This is a genomic window from Massilia soli (genome assembly GCF_016809835.1).
In the GTDB taxonomy this organism is placed as follows: domain Bacteria; phylum Pseudomonadota; class Gammaproteobacteria; order Burkholderiales; family Burkholderiaceae_D; genus Telluria_A; species Telluria_A soli.
On the sequence record NZ_JAFBIL020000005.1, the window covers coordinates 13,586 to 31,500 of the forward strand.

A 17,915-nucleotide genomic window follows, 5' to 3' on the forward strand; every position below is an offset into this window, starting at 1 on the left:
GGCGCTGTCTATTGCGCCAACCCGTATGACACGGGCTGGCGAATAAGGTTCAGAGCTACTTCAGATCTTGCCGAGGACCAGGGTCCCGTTGGTGCCGCCGAAGCCAAACGAGTTCTTCACCGCGATGTCGATCTTCATTTCACGCGCCTCGTTGGCGCAGAAGTCCAGGTCGCAAGCAGGATCCTGGTTGAAGATGTTGATCGTCGGTGGCGAGATCTGGTGGTGAACCGCCAGTGCCGCGAACACCGCTTCGAGTCCGCCGGCGCCGCCCAGCAAGTGGCCGGTCATCGACTTGGTCGAATTGACCACCAGCTTTTTCGCGTGGTCGCCAAAGGTCTTCTTGATACCCTGCACTTCGGCCACGTCGCCCAGCGGCGTCGAGGTGCCGTGCGCGTTGACGTAGTGAACCTGATCGAGGTTGACTTCCGCATTCTTCAGTGCCGAGACCATGCAACGGCTGGCGCCGCTGCCGTCTTCGACAGGCGAAGTCATGTGGTAAGCATCCGCGCTCATGCCAAAGCCCAGCAGCTCCGCATAGATGCGGGCGCCGCGCGCTTTCGCGTGCTCGTACTCTTCCAGCACCATCACACCGGCGCCTTCGCCCAGCACGAAACCATCGCGGTCGCGGTCCCAGGGACGCGAAGCGGTTGCCGGGTCGTCGTTGCGCGACGACAGTGCACGGGCCGAGGCGAAACCGCCGAGGCCGAGTGGCGAAATGGTGGCTTCGGCGCCGCCGGCGATCATCACGTCGGCATCGCCATATTCGATCAGGCGGCCAGCCGCGCCGATGCTGTGCAGGCCGGTGGTGCAGGCCGTCACGATCGACAGGTTGGGGCCGCGCAGGCCGTACTTGATCGACAGGTTGCCAGAGATCATGTTGATGATCGAGGCCGGGACGAAGAACGGCGAAATGCGGCGCGGGCCGCGCTTGTCGTAGTCTTCCTTGGTCTCTTCGATCAGCGGCAGTCCGCCGATGCCGGAGCCGACGATGACGCCGATGCGGTCGGCATTTTCTTCGGTGACCACCAGGCCGGAGTCTTGCAGCGCCTGCATTCCTGCAGCCATGCCGTAATGGATGAAGGTATCCATGTGGCGCGCTTCCTTGCCGGGCATGTACTCTTCGACGTTGAAGCCCTTGACCTCACCGGCGAAGTGGGTCGAGAACGACGACGCGTCAAACTTGGTGATATTGGCGATGCCCGACTTGCCCGCCAGGGCGGCGCTCCACGCATCGGCAATGGTGTTGCCGATAGGTGAGACGCAGCCCAGGCCGGTAATAACGACACGACGGTTTCGTGAACGGCTCAAGCGATTCTCCCAAAAACGGTAAAGCTTAGGCCTTGACGTGCGCGGTAGCGTAGTCGATTGCTTGCTTCACGGTCGTGATCTTTTCTGCCTGCTCGTCAGGGATTTCCATTTCGAATTCATCTTCCAGCGCCATCACCAGCTCTACGGTGTCGAGCGAATCAGCACCGAGGTCATCGACGAACGACGATTCGATCTTGATGTCCGCTTCGGCAACACCCAGTTGCTCAGCGACGATTTTTTTAACGCGTTGTTCGATATCCGACATGTTTTGGCTCCATTGTGTGTGTTACGGAAAGTGCGCGCATTTTAGCAGGTTTGCGCGCTTAAAAACTAATTTCGGCGTATGACGCGAATTCAACCGAAAGTGCTGCTAAATGATGAGATCTCGCTGCCATTCGTAGATGGATTTCCCATTGGAAACTGAGCGGCAGCGGGCCAGCCATCAATTCATGTACATGCCACCGTTCACATGCAGCTCGGTACCGGTGATATATGCCGCTTGCGGGCCGGCCAGGAAAGCCACCGCGTGGGCGATGTCTTCGGGTGCGCCAAGGCGCGCCAGCGGAATCTGCGTCAGCAGCGCGGCGTGCTGGTCTGCCGACAGCGACTTGGTCATGTCGGTATCGATAAAGCCCGGCGCCACGCAGTTGACGGTGATGTTGCGGCTGCCGATTTCACGCGCCAGCGCGCGCGTCATGCCGGCCACGCCGGCCTTGGCAGCAGCGTAGTTCATCTGGCCCGGGTTGCCGGACGCGCCGACCACCGAGGTGATGTTGATGATGCGGCCGGCCTTGGCTTTCATCATGCCGCGCAATACCAGGCGCGACATGCGGCCCACGGCGCTCAGGTTGGTCGAGATGACATTGTCCCATTCCTCGTCCTTCATGCGCATGGCCAGCTGGTCTTGCGTGATGCCGGCATTGTTGACCAGGATCGACAGGCTGCCGAACGACTTCTGTACGTCGTCGACGATGGCGCCACAGGCGGCGGCGTCGGTAACGTTCAATACCGCGCCTTTACCGCCAAATTCGGCGAGGTAGTCGGAAATTGCCGCCGCGCCCGATTCGGACGTGGCGGTGCCGACCACCTTGGCGCCCTGGCGCGCCAGTTCCAGTGCGATGGCTTTGCCGATGCCGCGCGATGCGCCGGTCACGAGGGCGACTTGGTTCTGCAGATTCATGGTTATCCTTTTGGTTCTGGTTCTGTATGCAGCTTACGCGTTGAGCGAGGCGAGCACCCGTTCAAGCGCGGCCTGGTCGGTCAGCGCGTCGCCGGCCAGGCTGGCGTCGATCCGCTTGGCCATGCCGACCAGCACTTTGCTTGGCGCGCATTCGATCACCTGGGTGACGCCGCTTGCCGCCATCTTCTGCATGCTTTCGACCCAGCGCACCGGGCCTGCGGCCTGGCGTACCAGCGCGTCCTTGATGCGGGCAGGATCGGTCTCGATGGCCACGTCGACGTTGTTGATCAGGTCGATCTGCGGCGCGTTGAAGGTGATGTTCTCCATGTAGTCGCGCAGGCGGTCCGACGCCGGCTTGAGCAGCGACGAATGGAATGGCGCCGACACGGCGAGCAGCATGGCGCGCTTGGCGCCCGCGGCCTTGGCCAGTTCGCAGGCGCGCTCGATGGCCGCCTTGTGCCCGGCGATCACGATCTGGGTCGGTTCGTTGAAATTGACAGGCTCCACCACCAGCGATGGATCGGCCGCGCTGGCATCAAGGCATACGGCGCGCACTGCGTCAGCGCTCAGGCCGAGGATGACGGCCATGCCGCCCTGCCCGACCGGCACCGCTTCCTGCATCGCCTGGGCGCGGAAGCGCACCAGAGGCACGGCGTCCTTGAACGCGATCACGCCGGCCGCGACCAGCGCCGAGTATTCGCCCAGGCTATGTCCGGCAACCAGCGCCGGCTTGGCGCCGCCGGCGGCGATCCATGCGCGGTAGACGGCCACTGCCGCCGTGAGCATCACCGGCTGGGTGTTGGTGGTCAGGTCGAGGTCTTCCTTCGGGCCTTCGGCGATCAGCTTGCCGAGGTCGAAGCCGAGCGCATCGGACGCCTCAAGCACGGTCTGGTCGACGATGGCGTTGCCGGCGAAACCGCCCAGCATGCCGACGGCCTGCGAACCCTGGCCGGTGAATACGAATGCGAATTTACTCATGAACTGGTGATCTCCGTGCTTGTTCTTACATCTTGAAGAGGACAGCGCCCCAGGTGAAACCGCCGCCTACCGCTTCGAGCATGACGTTATCGCCCGCCTTCACGCGGCCATCGCGTACCGCCTTGTCGAGCGCCAGCGGCACCGAAGCGGCCGAGGTGTTGCCGTGCTGGTCGACGGTAACGACCATCTTTTCCAGCGGCAGGTCGAGTTTCTTGGCGGTGCTCTTCATGATGCGGATATTGGCCTGGTGCGGAATCAGCCAGTCGATCTGCGACGACGTCATGCCGGCTTCTTCCAGCACTTCGTTGGCCACCTGCTCGAGTACCGTGACGGCCAGCTTGAACACCGCCTGGCCATCCATGTACAGGAAGGCGCTGCCTTCGATCGCGCCGCCGGCAAGGCTGCCCGGAATGCTGAGGATATCGGCGTAGCGGCCGTCGGCATGCATCTTGGTCGACAGCACGCCAGGCTCGCTCGAGGCGCTCATGACGATGGCGCCGGCGCCGTCGCCGAACAGCACGCAGGTGGTGCGGTCTTCGAAATTGAGGATGCGCGAGAAGACTTCGGCGCCGATCACCAGCACGTTCTTGTGCACGCCGGCCTTGATGAAGGCGTCGGCCACCGAGACGGCGTAGACGAAGCCGCTGCAGACGGCCTGGACGTCGAACGCGGCGCTGTTGTTGTGCATGCCGAGCTTGCGCTGGACGATGCAGGCGGTGCTCGGGAAACTGCCGTGGAAGTCCGGCGTCGAGCTGGCCACGATGACCAGGTCGATGTCCTCGGGCAGCTTGCCCGCCATCTCGAGCGCCTTTTTGGCGGCCTCGACCGCCAGGTCGGACGACATCTGCTCGGTCGACGCGTAGTGGCGCGCGGAAATACCGCTGCGCGACACGATCCACTCGTCCGAGGTTTCGATTCCCTTGGCCGCCAGCTGCGCGGCCAGTTCATCGTTGGAGACGCGCCGTGCTGGCAGATAGCTGCCGGTGCCGATAATTTTGCTGTACAAAGTCATTCGAACCGTCCTACTGGGTAGTTGAGCCTGTCAAATCCTGATCAGGCGTGCGGGGCATCAGCTCAGCGATCAGCGTCGAGAGCTGCTCTTGCACATTATATTTTGCCGCATCGAACGAGCGTTTGATCGCCCACTCAAACGAGTAAGAATCCGCGCCGCCATGGCTTTTGAATACGAGGCCGCGCAAACCGAGCAGGCTGGCGCCGTTGTAGCGCGACGGATTGAAGCGGTTGCCGATGTTTTTCAGCGCGCCGCGGGCAACCAGTGCGCCCAGCATGGTCAGCGGGCTGCGCTTGAATTCGCTGGTCATCACGTCCTTGACGAAGCGGCCAAGGCCCTCGACCGCCTTCAGCGTGACATTGCCGACGAAACCGTCGCAGACGATGATGTCGGTGGTGCCCTTGAAGATGTCGTTGCCTTCAACGTTGCCGTAGAAGTTAAGGATTCCGCGCTCGTGGTCCTCGCGCAGCAGCTTGGCGGTCGACTTGACCACCTCATTGCCCTTGATTTCTTCGGTCCCGACATTGAGCAGGCCGATGGTCGGACGCGCGATGCCTTCCATCGCCGACACCAGCACCGACCCCATGATGGCGAACTGGTGCAGGTGGTGCGGCTCGCAATCGACGTTGGCGCCCAGGTCGAGCATGTAGGTCGGGCCGTTCTTCTGGTTCGGGAGGATCGAGCAAATGGCCGGGCGGTCGACGCCGGCCATGGTCTTGAGCACGTAGCGCGACACCGCCATCAGGGCGCCGGTATTGCCGGCCGAGACGCAGGCGTCCGCTTTGCCGGCCTTGACCATTTCGATCGCCACGCGCATCGACGAATCCTTCTTGCGGCGCAGTGCCACCTCGACCGGATCGTCCATTTCCACCAGTTCGGATGCATGCTGCACCGACAGGCGCGGATGGTTGTCCGCTTTATGCTTCTTGAGTTCGGCGCGCAACACCTCTTCCAGGCCGACCAGGATCAGCTCCGCCTGGGGTTCGCTATTGACGAAGGAAATTGCCGCAGGAATAGTGACAGTCGGGCCGTGGTCGCCGCCCATGCAGTCGATGGATATTTTAATTGTCATTTGTTGGGTTACCGCAAATCAACTACAACGGGCGGCAAGACGCGATCTGAAAACAGGCAGGCGCCAGCCAGATGCAGCGGATTTCAAAATGACGGTGTGCAAAAACTGATTGCAGCCGGGGACAAAGAAAAAGCGGCGCAACGCACGATTAATACGCAGCACCGCCTTCATCTTAGAAGACAAAACGTCGATTACTCGTCGTTTTTGGTCTTCAAAACTTTACGACCACGGTAGAAACCGTTTGGCGAGATGTGGTGACGCAGGTGCGTTTCACCAGTGGTTGGCTCGATACCCAGCTGCGGAGCAACCAGGAAATCGTGCGAACGGTGCATGCCGCGCTTCGAAGGGGACTTCTTATTCTGCTGAACTGCCATGATGACTCCTAATACATAAGTTCTAAAATTCTAACACAATCGACTTGCAAATACATGCTTATCGAGTATCCCAGCGGCAAATGTTACTTCGCCGACATGTTTAACGCTGTCTCACATTTCACTACACACTGCCATACTCGATTACTACACGCGTTTGACACGTCTGTTACGTACTGCTTATTCTGGTTTCAGCGATTTCAAGCCCGCAAATGGCGACGGCTTATCGGTCTTGAGGGACTCCAGCAGACTCGCGTCCGGGCACACCTCGTGTTTCGGCGCCAGCGGCAGGGCCAGCAAGGCCTCGTCTTCCAGCAGGTCGCGGATATCGCAGGTACGGCTGCCGACGATGACGTCGATGCTTTCGTCGGCGATGACTTCCTCGATCTCGTCGGCGTTTTCGTCGTCGCTGCCCAGCATCAGCACGGTCGACGAATCGATCTCGTACGCGAACGGGGTCAGGCAGCGCTGGCAATTCAGCTGGACCGTGCCCGACACCGAGACCGTCAGCTGCGGATAACCATGCTTGCTGGTTGCGCCATCGACAGCCCAGGCGATGTCGCCCGACTGGTCAGCACATTCCTTGTTTAACCGGCTCATTTCGGCGACAGGCGTGACGCCGTCGCGATGGCCGTTGCTTCGACTAAATTCAAAAGCGTCGATGACAAAAGCGCTCATTGCAGAAATTTTCCCCGGAAAACCTGCGATAATAACAGGCTTCTCGCCGCAGAGTCAAAGACTTAGCGCATTTTTTGCAGGCACGCGGCGAGACTTGTGGCTGGCCGGACAATCGCGTGGTTGCCGGGCTGGCGCCCACCCTTTTTCGGCCGCCCCATATGATACCAACTTCCGCCTCGCCGCGCCTGATTCTTGCATCGGGATCCGCCTACCGCCGTGAACTGCTCAGCCGCCTGCGGCTGCCGTTCGAGGTGATGGCGCCCGACATCGACGAGGCGCCGCTGGCCGGCGAAGCCCCGGAAGCGACCGCACTGCGCCTGGCCTGCGCCAAGGCGCGCGCGGTGGCCGAGCGGGCTCCGGGCAGCATCGTCATCGGCTCGGACCAGGTCGCCACCTTGAATGGCGAGCAGATCGGCAAGCCCGGCAGTCACGAAGCCGCCCTGGCCCAGCTGCAAAAGATGCGCGGGCGCCGGGTCGTGTTCCACACCGCCCTGTGCGTCTGGGACGGCCGCGCCACCGCCCTCACCGGCCCGGCGCAGGTCGAGAACGTGCAAGTGTTCGTCACCTTCCGCGACTTGCCCGATGCCGAGCTCGACGCCTATCTGCGCATCGAACAGCCGTACGACTGCGCTGGCAGCGCCAAGAACGAAGGACTGGGCATTGCGCTCCTGTCCGACGTCAGCAGCACCGACCCGACCGCCCTCACCGGCCTGCCGCTAATTGCCCTGACCGGCATGCTGCGCAAGGCCGGCATTCACTTCTTTACCTCTTGAGCTCTCATGCCCGGCACCCTTTACCTGATTCCGAACACCCTTGGCGCGACCGACGCGGTCCCTGGCGCGCTGTCGCACGTGATTCCCGAACATGTGCAGGCGGTCACGGCCAGCCTCGATTATTTTGTGGCCGAAAACGCCAAAACCGCGCGCGCCTTCCTGAAACTGGTCGCGATCAACCATCCGCTGGCCAAGACGCTGCAGGAAATCGAGATTGCCGAGCTGAATGTCAACACCCCGGCGGCGGCCCTGGCGGGCTTGCTTGCGCCGCTGCTGGCCGGGCGCGACGCCGGGCTGGTATCGGAGGCCGGCGTGCCGGCGGTGGCCGATCCGGGCGCCGACCTGGTGCGCCTGGCGCATCAGCATGGCATCGCGGTACGGCCGCTGGTCGGGCCGTCGTCGCTGTTGCTGGCGGTGATGGCGAGCGGGCTCAATGGACAGAGTTTTGCGTTTAACGGCTACCTGCCGACCGATGCGGCGCTGCGCAGCAAGCGGCTGAAAGAGCTGGAGCTACGTTCGCGCAACGAGAAACAGACCCAGCTCTTTATCGAGACGCCATACCGCAACGGGCAGATGCTCGAGGCGCTGGTGGCCAGTTGCCAGCCCGGGACCCTGATCTGCGTGGCGACCGACCTGAGCTTGCCGACCGAGTCGGTGCGGACGATGGCGGCGAACAAGTGGAAAGCGGCGCTGGCGGCGGGCAAGGCGCCCGACTTCCATAAGAAGCCGACGGTGTTTTTGTTGCTGGGACAGTAGGACGCTTTAAAACCCACGTCCTAAGCGGCCCGGCTCCTGGGCACCGGTACCTCGTGCGCCAGCTCGTTGACCCACTCAAACGCGCGCAGCTCGATTTCGCGGACCTGGCGCACCTTGATGCCGAGCTTCCTGAGCGCCCGGGTCAGCGCCGGGCCCTCGTTCGGATTCTCCAGCAGCTCGACAACCCGCAGCATCTCGCCCAGCTCGCCGGACCGCTCAAGCAGCGCGGCGCGAACCTCGTCAGGCACCTCGACGGTCTCCAGCACATCCTGCATCGACATCGAGAACAAGGCATCCATCAGCGACATGATGCCGACCGTGAACCCGGTATCGGCGTACGAGCGCATGCCTGGACGCAAGCACTGGGCCATCAGCTCCATCAGCTTGCCGCGCGTCGAAGCCATCTGCAGCAGCGGTGAATTCAGTTCCACCACGCCGCCGGGCTTGGAGTACAGCAAAATCTGCAGCCAGCGCTGCAGGCGGTCGCGGCCGAGCCGGTGAATCGCTTCGCCCAGCGAATCGATGTGGCTGGTGGTGCCGGCAGCCGGCGTATTCACCAGCCGCAGCAGGTTCAGGCCAACCGAGGCATCGCGCTTGACCGCCATCTCGATTTCGCTGTCGTCGGCGTCCGAATTGATCAGGTCGAGCAGCCGCAGGATGACCAGCTCGGTCGGCGCAATCTTCTTGCCGCTCATGATGGTCGGGCGCGCAAAGTAAAAGCCCTGGAAATAATCGAAACCCAGCGCCATGCATTCGTCGAACTCTTCAACCGTCTCGACCTTTTCGGCCAGCAGCTTTTTCTGATGGCCGCTGAATTTGCGGACCAGCGCCGGCAGCTTGCTGCGGTTGATGCCTTTCAGGTCGATCTTGATCACATCGGCCAGGTCGAACAGCTTGTTCACATCGTCCGATGCCGCAATCACGTCATCGAGCGCGAATTTAAATCCAAGTTCGCGCAATTCCACCACCCGGGCCACCAGCTCTGGCGTTGCCTTGACGGTCTCGAGAATTTCAAGGATCACGTTGTCATGCGGGAGAAAGCGGACGAAATCACTCATTAGCACGACTTCGTCGACGTTCAGGAAGGCCAGGCGGCCGCCAAGCACGGTTTCCATGCCAAGCTGGGAGGCGTGCGAAATCACCGCGGCGGTGGCCGAGGCATGGTCGGTCACATTCGCTTCAAGCGCGCCTTCGGTGCGGAACAAGAGTTCGTATGCCACCAGGCATTGGTCGCGGCCCAGGATCGGCTGGCGCGCGAGAAAGAAATCGTCGGAAATGGTGGCCTCGTTAGCCATGAAAACTCCAGGATGCGACTGGACGCCGGGGCGGCAGCCAGCCGTGGCGATTCCGCAAAGGAAGGCCACAGCTTGAATATACTATAAATATTATAAACTTAACTTTTCGATATTGAATCGAACGGCTGAGTCAGAACCGGATCACGGACGCTTGGGACCGCGTCCGCCCGGGCGGCCGGTCGGCGCCGTGGCCGCCGTCGGGCGCGCGCTGGAGCGCACCGGGGCGCCGCCCGGGCGCTGGCTGCCCGGCTTGGCGGGAGTGCGAGGACCGGCGGCGGCCCCTGGCGTTCCAGCCGGCGCCTGGCCCGGGAGACGCAGGCTGCCGGTGCCGGAGGTCGGACTGGCGCGGCGTGCATTGCCCACCGGCATGCGCACCGTACCATTGGCGCCGAGGCGCGTGGTCGCGGTACCGGTGACTTGGGCGCCGCGTTCGATGGTAAAGGTGGCGCCGGCATCCTTGCCCAGCACCTTGACCAGGTAAGGCATCACTTCGCGCAAGGTCGGCTCAAGCGTGTACGGCGGGTTCAGGATGAACATGCCGCTGCTGTGCAGCGGGCCGAAGCCATCCGGGCCGGGCGTGGTGACGGTGAGCGTGACGTTCAGCCATTCCTTGCACGGCAGGCGCTTGAGCTTGTCGGCGAACTGGCGCGATTCCATGCGCTGCAACACCGGATACCAGACTGCGTAGACGCCGCTCGGGAAGCGCGCCAGCGAGTCGTTGAGCATGTCGCGTACCTTGCGGTAGTCCTGCTTGTCCTCGTACGGCGGGTCGATCAGCACCAGCGCGCGGCGCGACGGCGGCGGCAGCAAGGTCTTGATGGCGTGGAAGCCGTCGCCGCGCTCGATCAGCACGCGGCGGCCGCGTCCCGACGGGCGCTCGCCCTGCTGGGCGGCGTGCTCTTCCACCTTGCGGAAATTGTCGGCGAGGATTTTGCTGTCGGCCGGGTGCAGCTCGAACAGCCGCAGGCGGTCGATCTCGCGCATCATCTTGTCGGCGCAGTAAGGCGAGCCCGGGTAATAACGCATCTTGCCGCTCGGGTTCAGGCCCTTGACCACGTTGACGTAGGCGGCCAGCGACTTCGGCAAGTCCTTGCGCTCCCACAGCGGGCCGATGCCGGTTTCGTATTCGGCATTCTTCGACGCGTAGCCGCTGTCGAGCGCGTACACGCCGGCACCCGAATGGGTGTCGATGTAGGTATAGGCCGTGTCCTTCTGGTTCATGTACTCGTGCAACTGAATCTGCACAAAGTGCTTCAGGACGTCAGCGTGGTTACCCGCATGAAAGGCGTGGCGGTAGCTCAACATAGCGTGGAAATTCCATAAAAAAGGTGTTCTGGTCCTCCATTATCCTCCAAGAACGACAAAGGGCCGCAGTTTAATGCCGGATTGCGACATTCAACTGCGGCCCATACGGGCGAACCCGTCAGTCGCTAGCAGGGTTTAAGCGACTTTCTTATCGTCGAAGAACTGTTCATCTTCGGTCGATCCGTGCAGCGCGGTGGTCGAGCTCTGGTTCTGCTGGATGGTCTGGGTGACGGCATCGAAGTAGCCGGTGCCGACTTCGCGCTGGTGCTTGACCGCGGTGAAGCCCTTGTCGGCGGCAGCGAATTCGGCTTCCTGCAACTCGACGAAGGCCGACATCTGGCGGCGCGCATAACCGTGGGCCAGGTTGAACATGCCGTAGTTCAGCGCATGGAAGCCGGCCAGGGTGATGAACTGGAACTTGTAGCCCATGGCGCCCAGCTCTTTCTGGAACTTGGCGATGGTCGCGTCATCCAGGTTCTTCTTCCAGTTGAACGATGGCGAGCAGTTGTACGCCAGCATTTTGCCTGGGAACTTGGAGTGGACGGCATCGGCGAACTGCTTGGCGAACGCCAGGTCCGGCTTGCCCGTTTCGCACCACACGAGGTCAGCGAACGGCGCATAGGCGATCGCGCGCGAAATGGCCTGCTCGATGCCTGGCTTGACGCGGTAAAAACCTTCCACCGTGCGCTCGCCGGTGCAGAACGGCGCATCGTTGGGGTCGACGTCGGACGTCAGCAGGTCGGCCGCTTCGGCGTCGGTGCGGGCGATCACCAGCGTTGGCGTACCCATCACGTCGGCGGCCAGGCGCGCAGCGGTCAGCTTTTCGACGGCTTCACGCGTCGGGACCAGCACCTTGCCACCCATGTGACCGCATTTTTTTACCGACGCCAGCTGGTCTTCGAAGTGAACGCCGGCGGCGCCCGCCTCGATCATCGACTTCATCAGTTCGTAGGCGTTCAGCACGCCGCCGAAACCGGCTTCCGCGTCAGCGACGATCGGCGCGAAGTAATCGATGTCATCCTTGCCTTCGGACCACTGGATCTGGTCGGCGCGGGCGAAGGTATTGTTGATGCGCTTGACGACCAGCGGCACCGAGTTGGCCGGGTACAGCGACTGGTCGGGATACATCTCGCCGGCCACGTTCGCGTCGCCGGCGACCTGCCAGCCGGACAGGTAAATTGCCTTCAGGCCGGCCTTGACTTGCTGCATCGCCTGGTTGCCGGTCATCGCGCCGAGGGCGTTGACGAACGGCTCGTTGTTGACCAGGTCCCACAGTTTTTCGGCGCCGCGCTGGGCCACCGTGTGCTCGATTTTCAGCGATCCACGCAGCCTGACGACATCAGCCGCCGTATAGTTGCGGACAACGCCTTTCCAGCGCGGGTTGGTGTCCCAATCTTGTTGCAGGGCTGCTGTTTGCTGTTCACGAGTTGCCATGGTGCTCTCCTAAAAAAACCAAGTTATGAAGTGAAATCCGTTAGATACATCATAGCGCTTTTTGTGCATGGCACAACAACTCTTATATAAGACATATAAGCAAAATTTAAATGTTTATATTCAAGAGCTTACATTTTTAATTTCATGATGCGGAATTTAATTTCTTAGAATGGAAGAGATTGGCACGGGAAATTCGCCTGGCGTTCCGCAATGTGAAATGCTCATCCCGTCCAATGAAAACCCCGCGCCCGGCAAGGATGCCCCGGCACGAACCTTGAACGTTGAGATCAGGCAATAAATCGAGGGATGCAGCGCTTGGATGTGCCGGGTCAGGCGACCTTCTGTTGCGCGACAAGAACGCCATCGGCGTCGGCGTAGATCCAGTCGCCTGGGGTGACCGGAACGCCGGCGATCATGACGCGGATATTACGCTCGCCGGCGCCGCGCTTGGCGGGCTTTTGCGGATGCGTCGCACGGGCGCGCACGCCGACCATGCACGCATTGATCTCGTCGGAATCGCGCACGCAGCCATCGACGACGATGCCGGCCCATCCATTATCCTGCGCCAGCAGCGCCAGCTGGCCGCCGACCAGCGCGCGGCGCAGGCTGCCGCCGCCATCGACCACCAGCACGCTGCCGTTGCCTTGCGTCTCGAGCGTCGCGCGCACCAGCGCATTATCTTCAAACACCTTCAGCGTCACCACCGGACCGGCGAATTTGCTGTGTTGGCCGAAATGGCGAAATACCGGAGGCAGGACGGCGAGCCGGCCATCCTCCAGCAGCTGGGAATGGTCGTCGCAGATATCGGCGGTGGCGAAATTCAGCATGGCAGACTCCGTGGAAAAATATCATTTCCACCATTCTATGCGCTTTGCAGCGCCGGCGCGCGGCCGCGTCCGCCCACACCCACGGCGGTGGCGATGGCCAGTACCTGGAACAACGCGATGCAGATGAACACCCATGACGGATGGCCACCATCCATCAGCGCGCCGAACAACAGCGGGCCGACGGCGAGGCCGCTGTCGAGACCAGCATAAACGACGCCAAATACCCTGCCGGTTGCCTGCTTCGGCGCGGCGGCGCGGATCAGCAGGTCGCGCGACGGGCCGGCCACGCCCGCGGCCAGCCCGATCAGCCCCATCAGGATCGTGGTCGACCATCCGGGCACGGCGCCCGACGCCAGCACCAGCGCCAGCGCGGCAGCCAGCGTAAAGGCGCCAGCGATGGTGCGGTCGTGGTGCCGGGTCTTCGCCGCCATGAAGCCGCCCGCCACCATCCCGCCCGCCGAGGCCAGCATGTATGCCGAATAGCCGGCCATGGCCGACGCCAGCGACACCTGGTACAGCGACACCAGGCTGGTCGACGAAAAGCTCTGGATGCCGCCCAGCGCGACGGCCGAGAGGAAGAAGAAGCCAAAGCTCATCCACACGGCGGGCAGGCGCAGGAAGCTGAGCGCGCTGCCCTCGGCGGCCACCTGGCCTTGCGGCGCAAGCGGATCGGAATACAGCGCCGCGCGGTTCAGGAACAACAGCAGCAAGGTAGCAAACGGAATCACCGACGCTGCCAGCAATGCCATGCGCCAACTGGAGAACGTCGCCAGGCCGGCCAGGAACACGGGCGCGGCCGCCCAGCCCAGATTACCGCTGACGCCATGCACCGAGAAAGCATGCGCGATGCGCGCCTTCGACACGCGCTGGTTCAGCAAGGTATAGTCGGACGGATGGAACACCGAATTGCCGAGCCCGGCCAGCATCGACCCGGCCAGCAGCATCGCATAATGGTTGGCGCCGGCCAGCAAAAGCGAAGCGATGCCCAGCAGCGCCATGCCGCCGAACAGCACCCGGCGCGCGCCGACGCGGTCGACCACGAAGCCGGCCAGCGCCTGGCCGACGCCGGACACGACGAAGAAGACCGTCATCAACAGGCCCAGTTCGGCGTACGTCAGGTTGAACGCCGGCTTCAGCCAGGGAAACAGGCTGGCGAGGATCAGGTGATAAAAGTGGGACACCCCATGCGCGAGGCCGACAAGGCCGATGACGCGCGCGTCATCGCGCAAGGAAGCTGGTTGCATTGAAAGGCTCAGGGAAGGTTGAGCCGGTAGTGTATCGCTGTTCCAAGCCATCTGCCGAACCCCGCGCAGTTTCGACGGCAATACCCCCGAAAACATTCTAAAATCGGGGACAGACCCCAATTTTGGAACATGGAGTGGTGGATGGATGGTGCGGGGACAGGTTTGACGATACAGGCGGCCGGCCACGGCCAGCCGCTGTTATGGGCGCATGGCTTGTTGTCGAGCATGGGCACCGAGGACGCGCTCGGCTGGTTCGGCTGGAACGCGCAGGCCGAAGCGGCCAGGCTGATCCGTTATGACGCGCGCGGCCATGGCGGAAGCAGCGCCCCGCGCGGCGCCCACCACTACCAGTGGTCCAGGCTGGGCGCCGACATGCTCTGCGTCGCCGATGCCAGTGGCGCGCCCTGCTTCATCGCCGGCGGCATGTCGATGGGCTGCGCAGCGGCCATCCATGCCGCTGTACAGTCACCGGAACGCGTCAAAGGCCTGATCCTCGCGCTGCCGCCAATAATCTGGGAAAACCGCGCAGCGCAGCGCGGACTGTACAAGCGCATCGGCGAGCGCGGCACGCAGACCGATGGCCGCGCACTGGCCAAGCTGATGAGCCGCGACCTGGCCCGCACCCTGCCCCACTGGCTGACCGACGCGTCACCCGGCATCGCGGCCAGCCTGGCCATCGGGGTGCGTGCGCTGGACCGCCGCATCATCCCCGACCTGTTCCATGGCGCGGCGATGTCCGACCTGCCGGCGCGCGCGCACCTGCAAGCCATCGCCCACATTCCCACATTGATCCTCGCATGGACCGGCGACACCACCCACCCGCTCGCGTCCGCGCATGAGCTCCACGAGCTGTTGCCGAACTCCACATTGCATATTGCCAAGAGTCACGAGGACTTGCTTCAATTTCCCGGCCATATCCGAACGTTCTCAGCAGGCATCGCCGCGCCCGGCCTATAAACGCTGGCCGCCCCGTCCAGCTGGCTGCGGCAAGCGCAAGGCGCATAAAAAAACCGCGCCGCGGCATTCACCGGGGCGCGGCCTTCTTCAGGGCACAGCGTCAGGCCGGTTCCGCCTCGGCCGCAGCCGGCTCCTCGAACACCAGGTTGCCGCGATCCACGCGCACGCGGATCGTGTCCTTCGGCCCGAATTTGCCGCTCAAAATCGCCTTGGACAGCGGATTTTCGATCTGCTGCTGGATCGCCCGCTTGAGCGGACGCGCCCCATACACCGGGTCGTAGCCGGCCTCGGCGATCTTCTGCAGCGCCGCGTCGTCGATATCGAGCGCCATCTCCATCTTGCCCAGGCGTGCTTCCAGGTGCTTGAGCTGGATCTTGGCGATCGCGCCGATGTTCTTCTCGTCGAGCGCATGGAACACCACGATCTCGTCGATGCGGTTGATGAACTCCGGACGGAAGTGCGAGCGCACTTCGGCCATGACCGCCAGCTTGACCACGCCCGGGTCGTCGCTGTCCATCGACTGGATCTTGTGCGAGCCGAGGTTCGAGGTCATCACGATCACGGTGTTCTTGAAGTCGACCGTGCGGCCCTGCCCGTCCGTCATGCGGCCGTCGTCGAGCACCTGCAGCAGCACATTGAACACGTCGTGGTGCGCCTTTTCGACTTCGTCGAGCAGGATCACGCTGTATGGCTTGCGCCGCACCGCTTCGGTCAGGTAGCCGCCCTCGTCGTAGCCGACGTAGCCCGGCGGCGCGCCGATCAGGCGGGCGACCGAATGCTTCTCCATGAATTCGCTCATGTCGATGCGGATCATCGAGTCCTCGGTATCGAACAGGAAGTTCGCCAGCGCCTTGCACAGTTCAGTCTTGCCGACCCCGGTCGGCCCGAGGAACATGAACGAGCCATACGGACGGTTCGGGTCCGCCAGGCCGGCGCGCGAGCGGCGGATCGCGTCCGCCACGGCGACAATCGCCTCGTCCTGCCCGACCACCCGTTCGTGCAGCTTCTCTTCGATGTGCAGCAGCTTGTCACGCTCGCCCTGCATCATGCGCGACACCGGAATGCCGGTCGCGCGCGACACCACTTCGGCGATTTCTTCCGCGCCGACCTGGGTGCGCAGCAGCTTCGGCTTGTTCTGCTGCTGTTCGCTGCCGGCCGAGATTTCAGCCTGTTTCAGTTCGGCTTCCAGCTGCGGCAGGCGGCCGTACTGGAGCTCAGACATGCGCCCGTAATCGCTCTGGCGCCGCGCTTCTTCCATCTGGTGGCGCACCGTTTCGATTTCTTCCTTGATGTGGGTAGTCCCCTGCACCATCGCCTTTTCCGACTTGAGCACTTCCTCGAAATCGTTGTACTCGCGCTCCAGGCGCGCGATTTCTTCGTTGATCAGTTCCAGGCGGCGGAACGAGGCTTCGTCCTTTTCCTTCTTGACCGCTTCGCGCTCGATCTTCAGCTGGATGATGCGGCGCTCCAGCCGGTCCATGACTTCCGGCTTGGAGTCGATCTCGATCTTGATCTTCGAGGCCGCCTCGTCGATCAGGTCAATTGCCTTGTCGGGCAAAAAGCGGTCGGTGATATAGCGGTGCGACAGTTCGGCCGCGGCGATGATGGCCGCGTCGGTGATCTCCACCTTGTGGTGCAGCTCGTATTTGTCTTGCAGCCCGCGCAGGATCGCGATGGTCGCCTCGACGCTCGGCTCGTCGACCATGATCTTCTGGAAGCGGCGCTCGAGCGCGGCGTCCTTTTCGATATATTTGCGGTACTCGTCGAGCGTGGTCGCGCCGACGCAGTGCAGTTCGCCGCGCGCCAGCGCAGGCTTGAGCATGTTCCCGGCGTCCATCGCGCCTTCGGCCTTGCCGGCGCCGACCATCGTGTGCATCTCGTCGATGAAGACGATGGTCTGGCCTTCGTCCTGCGCCAGCTCCTTGAGCACCGACTTGAGGCGCTCTTCGAACTCGCCGCGGTACTTGGCGCCGGCCAGCAGCGCCGCCATGTCGAGCGACAGCACGCGCTTGCCCTTGAGCGAATCGGGCACCTCGCCGTTGATGATACGCTGGGCCAGGCCCTCGACGATGGCGGTCTTGCCGACCCCCGGCTCGCCGATCAGCACCGGGTTGTTCTTGGTGCGCCGCTGCAGCACCTGGATGGCGCGGCGGATCTCGTCGTCGCGGCCGATCACCGGGTCGAGCTTGCCCATGCGGGCGCGCTCGGTCAGGTCGAGCGTGTACTTCTTGAGCGATTCGCGCTGGCCTTCGGCGTCCTGCGACTGCACGCCCTCGCCGCCGCGCACCGCATTGATGGCCGTTTCCAGCGACTTGCGCGACAGGCCGTTTTCACGCGCCAGCCGGCCGGCGTCGGATTTGTCGTCGGTCAGCGCCAGCAGCACCATCTCGCTCGACACGAACTGGTCGCCGCGCTTCTGCGCTTCCTTGTCGGCCAGGTTCAGCATCGACACCAGCTCGCGCCCGACCTGGACCTCGCCGCCGGTGCCGGACACTTTCGGTAGCCGTTCGAGCGCGCTCTTGAGCGCATTCGTCAGCCCGCCCACGTTGACGCCGGCGCGCTGCAGCAGCGAACGCGCGCCGCCGTCGTCCTGGCTCAGCAGGGCCGTCAGCAGGTGTACCGGCTCGATATATTGGTTGTCGTTGCCGACCGCCAGGCTTTGCGAATCGGCGAGCGCTTCCTGGAGCTTGGTCGTGAGTTTGTCTTGCCGCATGATAATGCTCCC

The 17,915-nt window shown here is 62.9% G+C and carries 17 protein-coding genes; 3 read left to right on the top strand and 14 right to left on the bottom strand.

Features of this window, described 5'->3' with window-relative positions; translation table 11 throughout:
* Window positions 1-60: 60 nt before the first annotated feature.
* From fabF to I4X03_RS12695, 8 genes are all read right to left on the bottom strand, one after another.
* Window positions 61-1,308 (bottom strand): beta-ketoacyl-ACP synthase II, encoded by a 1,248-nt coding sequence (fabF, locus tag I4X03_RS12660; protein WP_223468603.1) that lies wholly within the window; start codon window positions 1,306-1,308, stop codon window positions 61-63.
* A 25-nt stretch (window positions 1,309-1,333) separates the two neighbouring features.
* Window positions 1,334-1,573 carry an acyl carrier protein gene (gene acpP, locus I4X03_RS12665; RefSeq protein ID WP_020653257.1) on the bottom strand — a complete coding sequence of 80 codons (240 nt, stop codon included), beginning with the start codon at window positions 1,571-1,573 and terminating at the stop codon, window positions 1,334-1,336.
* A gap of 177 nt (window positions 1,574-1,750) precedes the next feature.
* Window positions 1,751-2,488, bottom strand: coding sequence for a 3-oxoacyl-ACP reductase FabG (fabG, locus tag I4X03_RS12670; protein ID WP_223468604.1), 738 nt, complete (start codon window positions 2,486-2,488; stop codon window positions 1,751-1,753).
* Window positions 2,489-2,521: 33 nt separating this feature from the next.
* Window positions 2,522-3,466, bottom strand: a complete 945-nt coding sequence (fabD, locus tag I4X03_RS12675; protein ID WP_223468605.1) for an ACP S-malonyltransferase — start codon at window positions 3,464-3,466, stop codon at window positions 2,522-2,524.
* A 25-nt stretch (window positions 3,467-3,491) separates the two neighbouring features.
* The gene (locus I4X03_RS12680) at window positions 3,492-4,478 is read right to left on the bottom strand and encodes a beta-ketoacyl-ACP synthase III (RefSeq protein ID WP_223468606.1); all 987 of its coding nucleotides are present in this window, start codon (window positions 4,476-4,478) and stop codon (window positions 3,492-3,494) included.
* Between the two features lie 10 nt (window positions 4,479-4,488).
* Window positions 4,489-5,550 (bottom strand): phosphate acyltransferase PlsX, encoded by a 1,062-nt coding sequence (gene plsX, locus I4X03_RS12685; RefSeq protein ID WP_223468607.1) that lies wholly within the window; start codon window positions 5,548-5,550, stop codon window positions 4,489-4,491.
* 191 nt (window positions 5,551-5,741) lie between these two features.
* Window positions 5,742-5,924: a 50S ribosomal protein L32 gene (rpmF, locus tag I4X03_RS12690; protein WP_008449924.1), complete on the bottom strand. Its 183-nt coding sequence runs from the start codon at window positions 5,922-5,924 to the stop codon at window positions 5,742-5,744.
* Between the two features lie 177 nt (window positions 5,925-6,101).
* Window positions 6,102-6,599 carry a YceD family protein gene (locus I4X03_RS12695; protein WP_223468608.1) on the bottom strand — a complete coding sequence of 166 codons (498 nt, stop codon included), beginning with the start codon at window positions 6,597-6,599 and terminating at the stop codon, window positions 6,102-6,104.
* Between the two features lie 158 nt (window positions 6,600-6,757).
* On the opposite strand from I4X03_RS12695, the gene I4X03_RS12700 reads away from it, so the two are divergent.
* Together I4X03_RS12700 and I4X03_RS12705 are read left to right on the top strand one after the other, a co-directional pair.
* On the top strand, window positions 6,758-7,372 hold the full coding sequence (locus I4X03_RS12700; protein ID WP_223468609.1) for a Maf family nucleotide pyrophosphatase: 615 nt from the start codon (window positions 6,758-6,760) through the stop codon (window positions 7,370-7,372).
* A gap of 6 nt (window positions 7,373-7,378) precedes the next feature.
* Window positions 7,379-8,128, top strand: coding sequence for an SAM-dependent methyltransferase (locus I4X03_RS12705; RefSeq protein WP_223468610.1), 750 nt, complete (start codon window positions 7,379-7,381; stop codon window positions 8,126-8,128).
* Between the two features lie 20 nt (window positions 8,129-8,148).
* On the opposite strand, the gene I4X03_RS12710 is transcribed toward I4X03_RS12705, so the two are convergent.
* The 5 genes from I4X03_RS12710 to I4X03_RS12730 all read right to left on the bottom strand — a co-directional run bounded on the left by I4X03_RS12710 (window position 8,149) and on the right by I4X03_RS12730 (window position 14,233).
* Window positions 8,149-9,423: an EAL and HDOD domain-containing protein gene (locus I4X03_RS12710; protein ID WP_223468611.1), complete on the bottom strand. Its 1,275-nt coding sequence runs from the start codon at window positions 9,421-9,423 to the stop codon at window positions 8,149-8,151.
* A gap of 141 nt (window positions 9,424-9,564) precedes the next feature.
* Window positions 9,565-10,668 (bottom strand): 23S rRNA (adenine(2030)-N(6))-methyltransferase RlmJ, encoded by a 1,104-nt coding sequence (locus I4X03_RS12715; RefSeq protein ID WP_223468612.1) that lies wholly within the window; start codon window positions 10,666-10,668, stop codon window positions 9,565-9,567.
* A 195-nt stretch (window positions 10,669-10,863) separates the two neighbouring features.
* Window positions 10,864-12,162 (bottom strand): isocitrate lyase, encoded by a 1,299-nt coding sequence (aceA, locus tag I4X03_RS12720; RefSeq protein ID WP_223468613.1) that lies wholly within the window; start codon window positions 12,160-12,162, stop codon window positions 10,864-10,866.
* 329 nt (window positions 12,163-12,491) lie between these two features.
* Complete coding sequence (gene rraA / locus I4X03_RS12725; protein ID WP_223469051.1) at window positions 12,492-12,986, bottom strand: ribonuclease E activity regulator RraA; 495 nt, start codon at window positions 12,984-12,986, stop codon at window positions 12,492-12,494.
* Between the two features lie 38 nt (window positions 12,987-13,024).
* Window positions 13,025-14,233, bottom strand: a complete 1,209-nt coding sequence (locus I4X03_RS12730) for an MFS transporter (RefSeq protein WP_223468614.1) — start codon at window positions 14,231-14,233, stop codon at window positions 13,025-13,027.
* Between the two features lie 162 nt (window positions 14,234-14,395).
* On the opposite strand from I4X03_RS12730, the gene I4X03_RS12735 reads away from it, so the two are divergent.
* Complete coding sequence (locus tag I4X03_RS12735) at window positions 14,396-15,190, top strand: alpha/beta fold hydrolase (protein ID WP_223468615.1); 795 nt, start codon at window positions 14,396-14,398, stop codon at window positions 15,188-15,190.
* 100 nt (window positions 15,191-15,290) lie between these two features.
* Here the strand turns inward: I4X03_RS12735 and clpB are convergent, their stop codons facing one another.
* On the bottom strand, window positions 15,291-17,903 hold the full coding sequence (gene clpB / locus I4X03_RS12740; RefSeq protein WP_223468616.1) for an ATP-dependent chaperone ClpB: 2,613 nt from the start codon (window positions 17,901-17,903) through the stop codon (window positions 15,291-15,293).
* Window positions 17,904-17,915 lie beyond the last annotated feature (12 nt).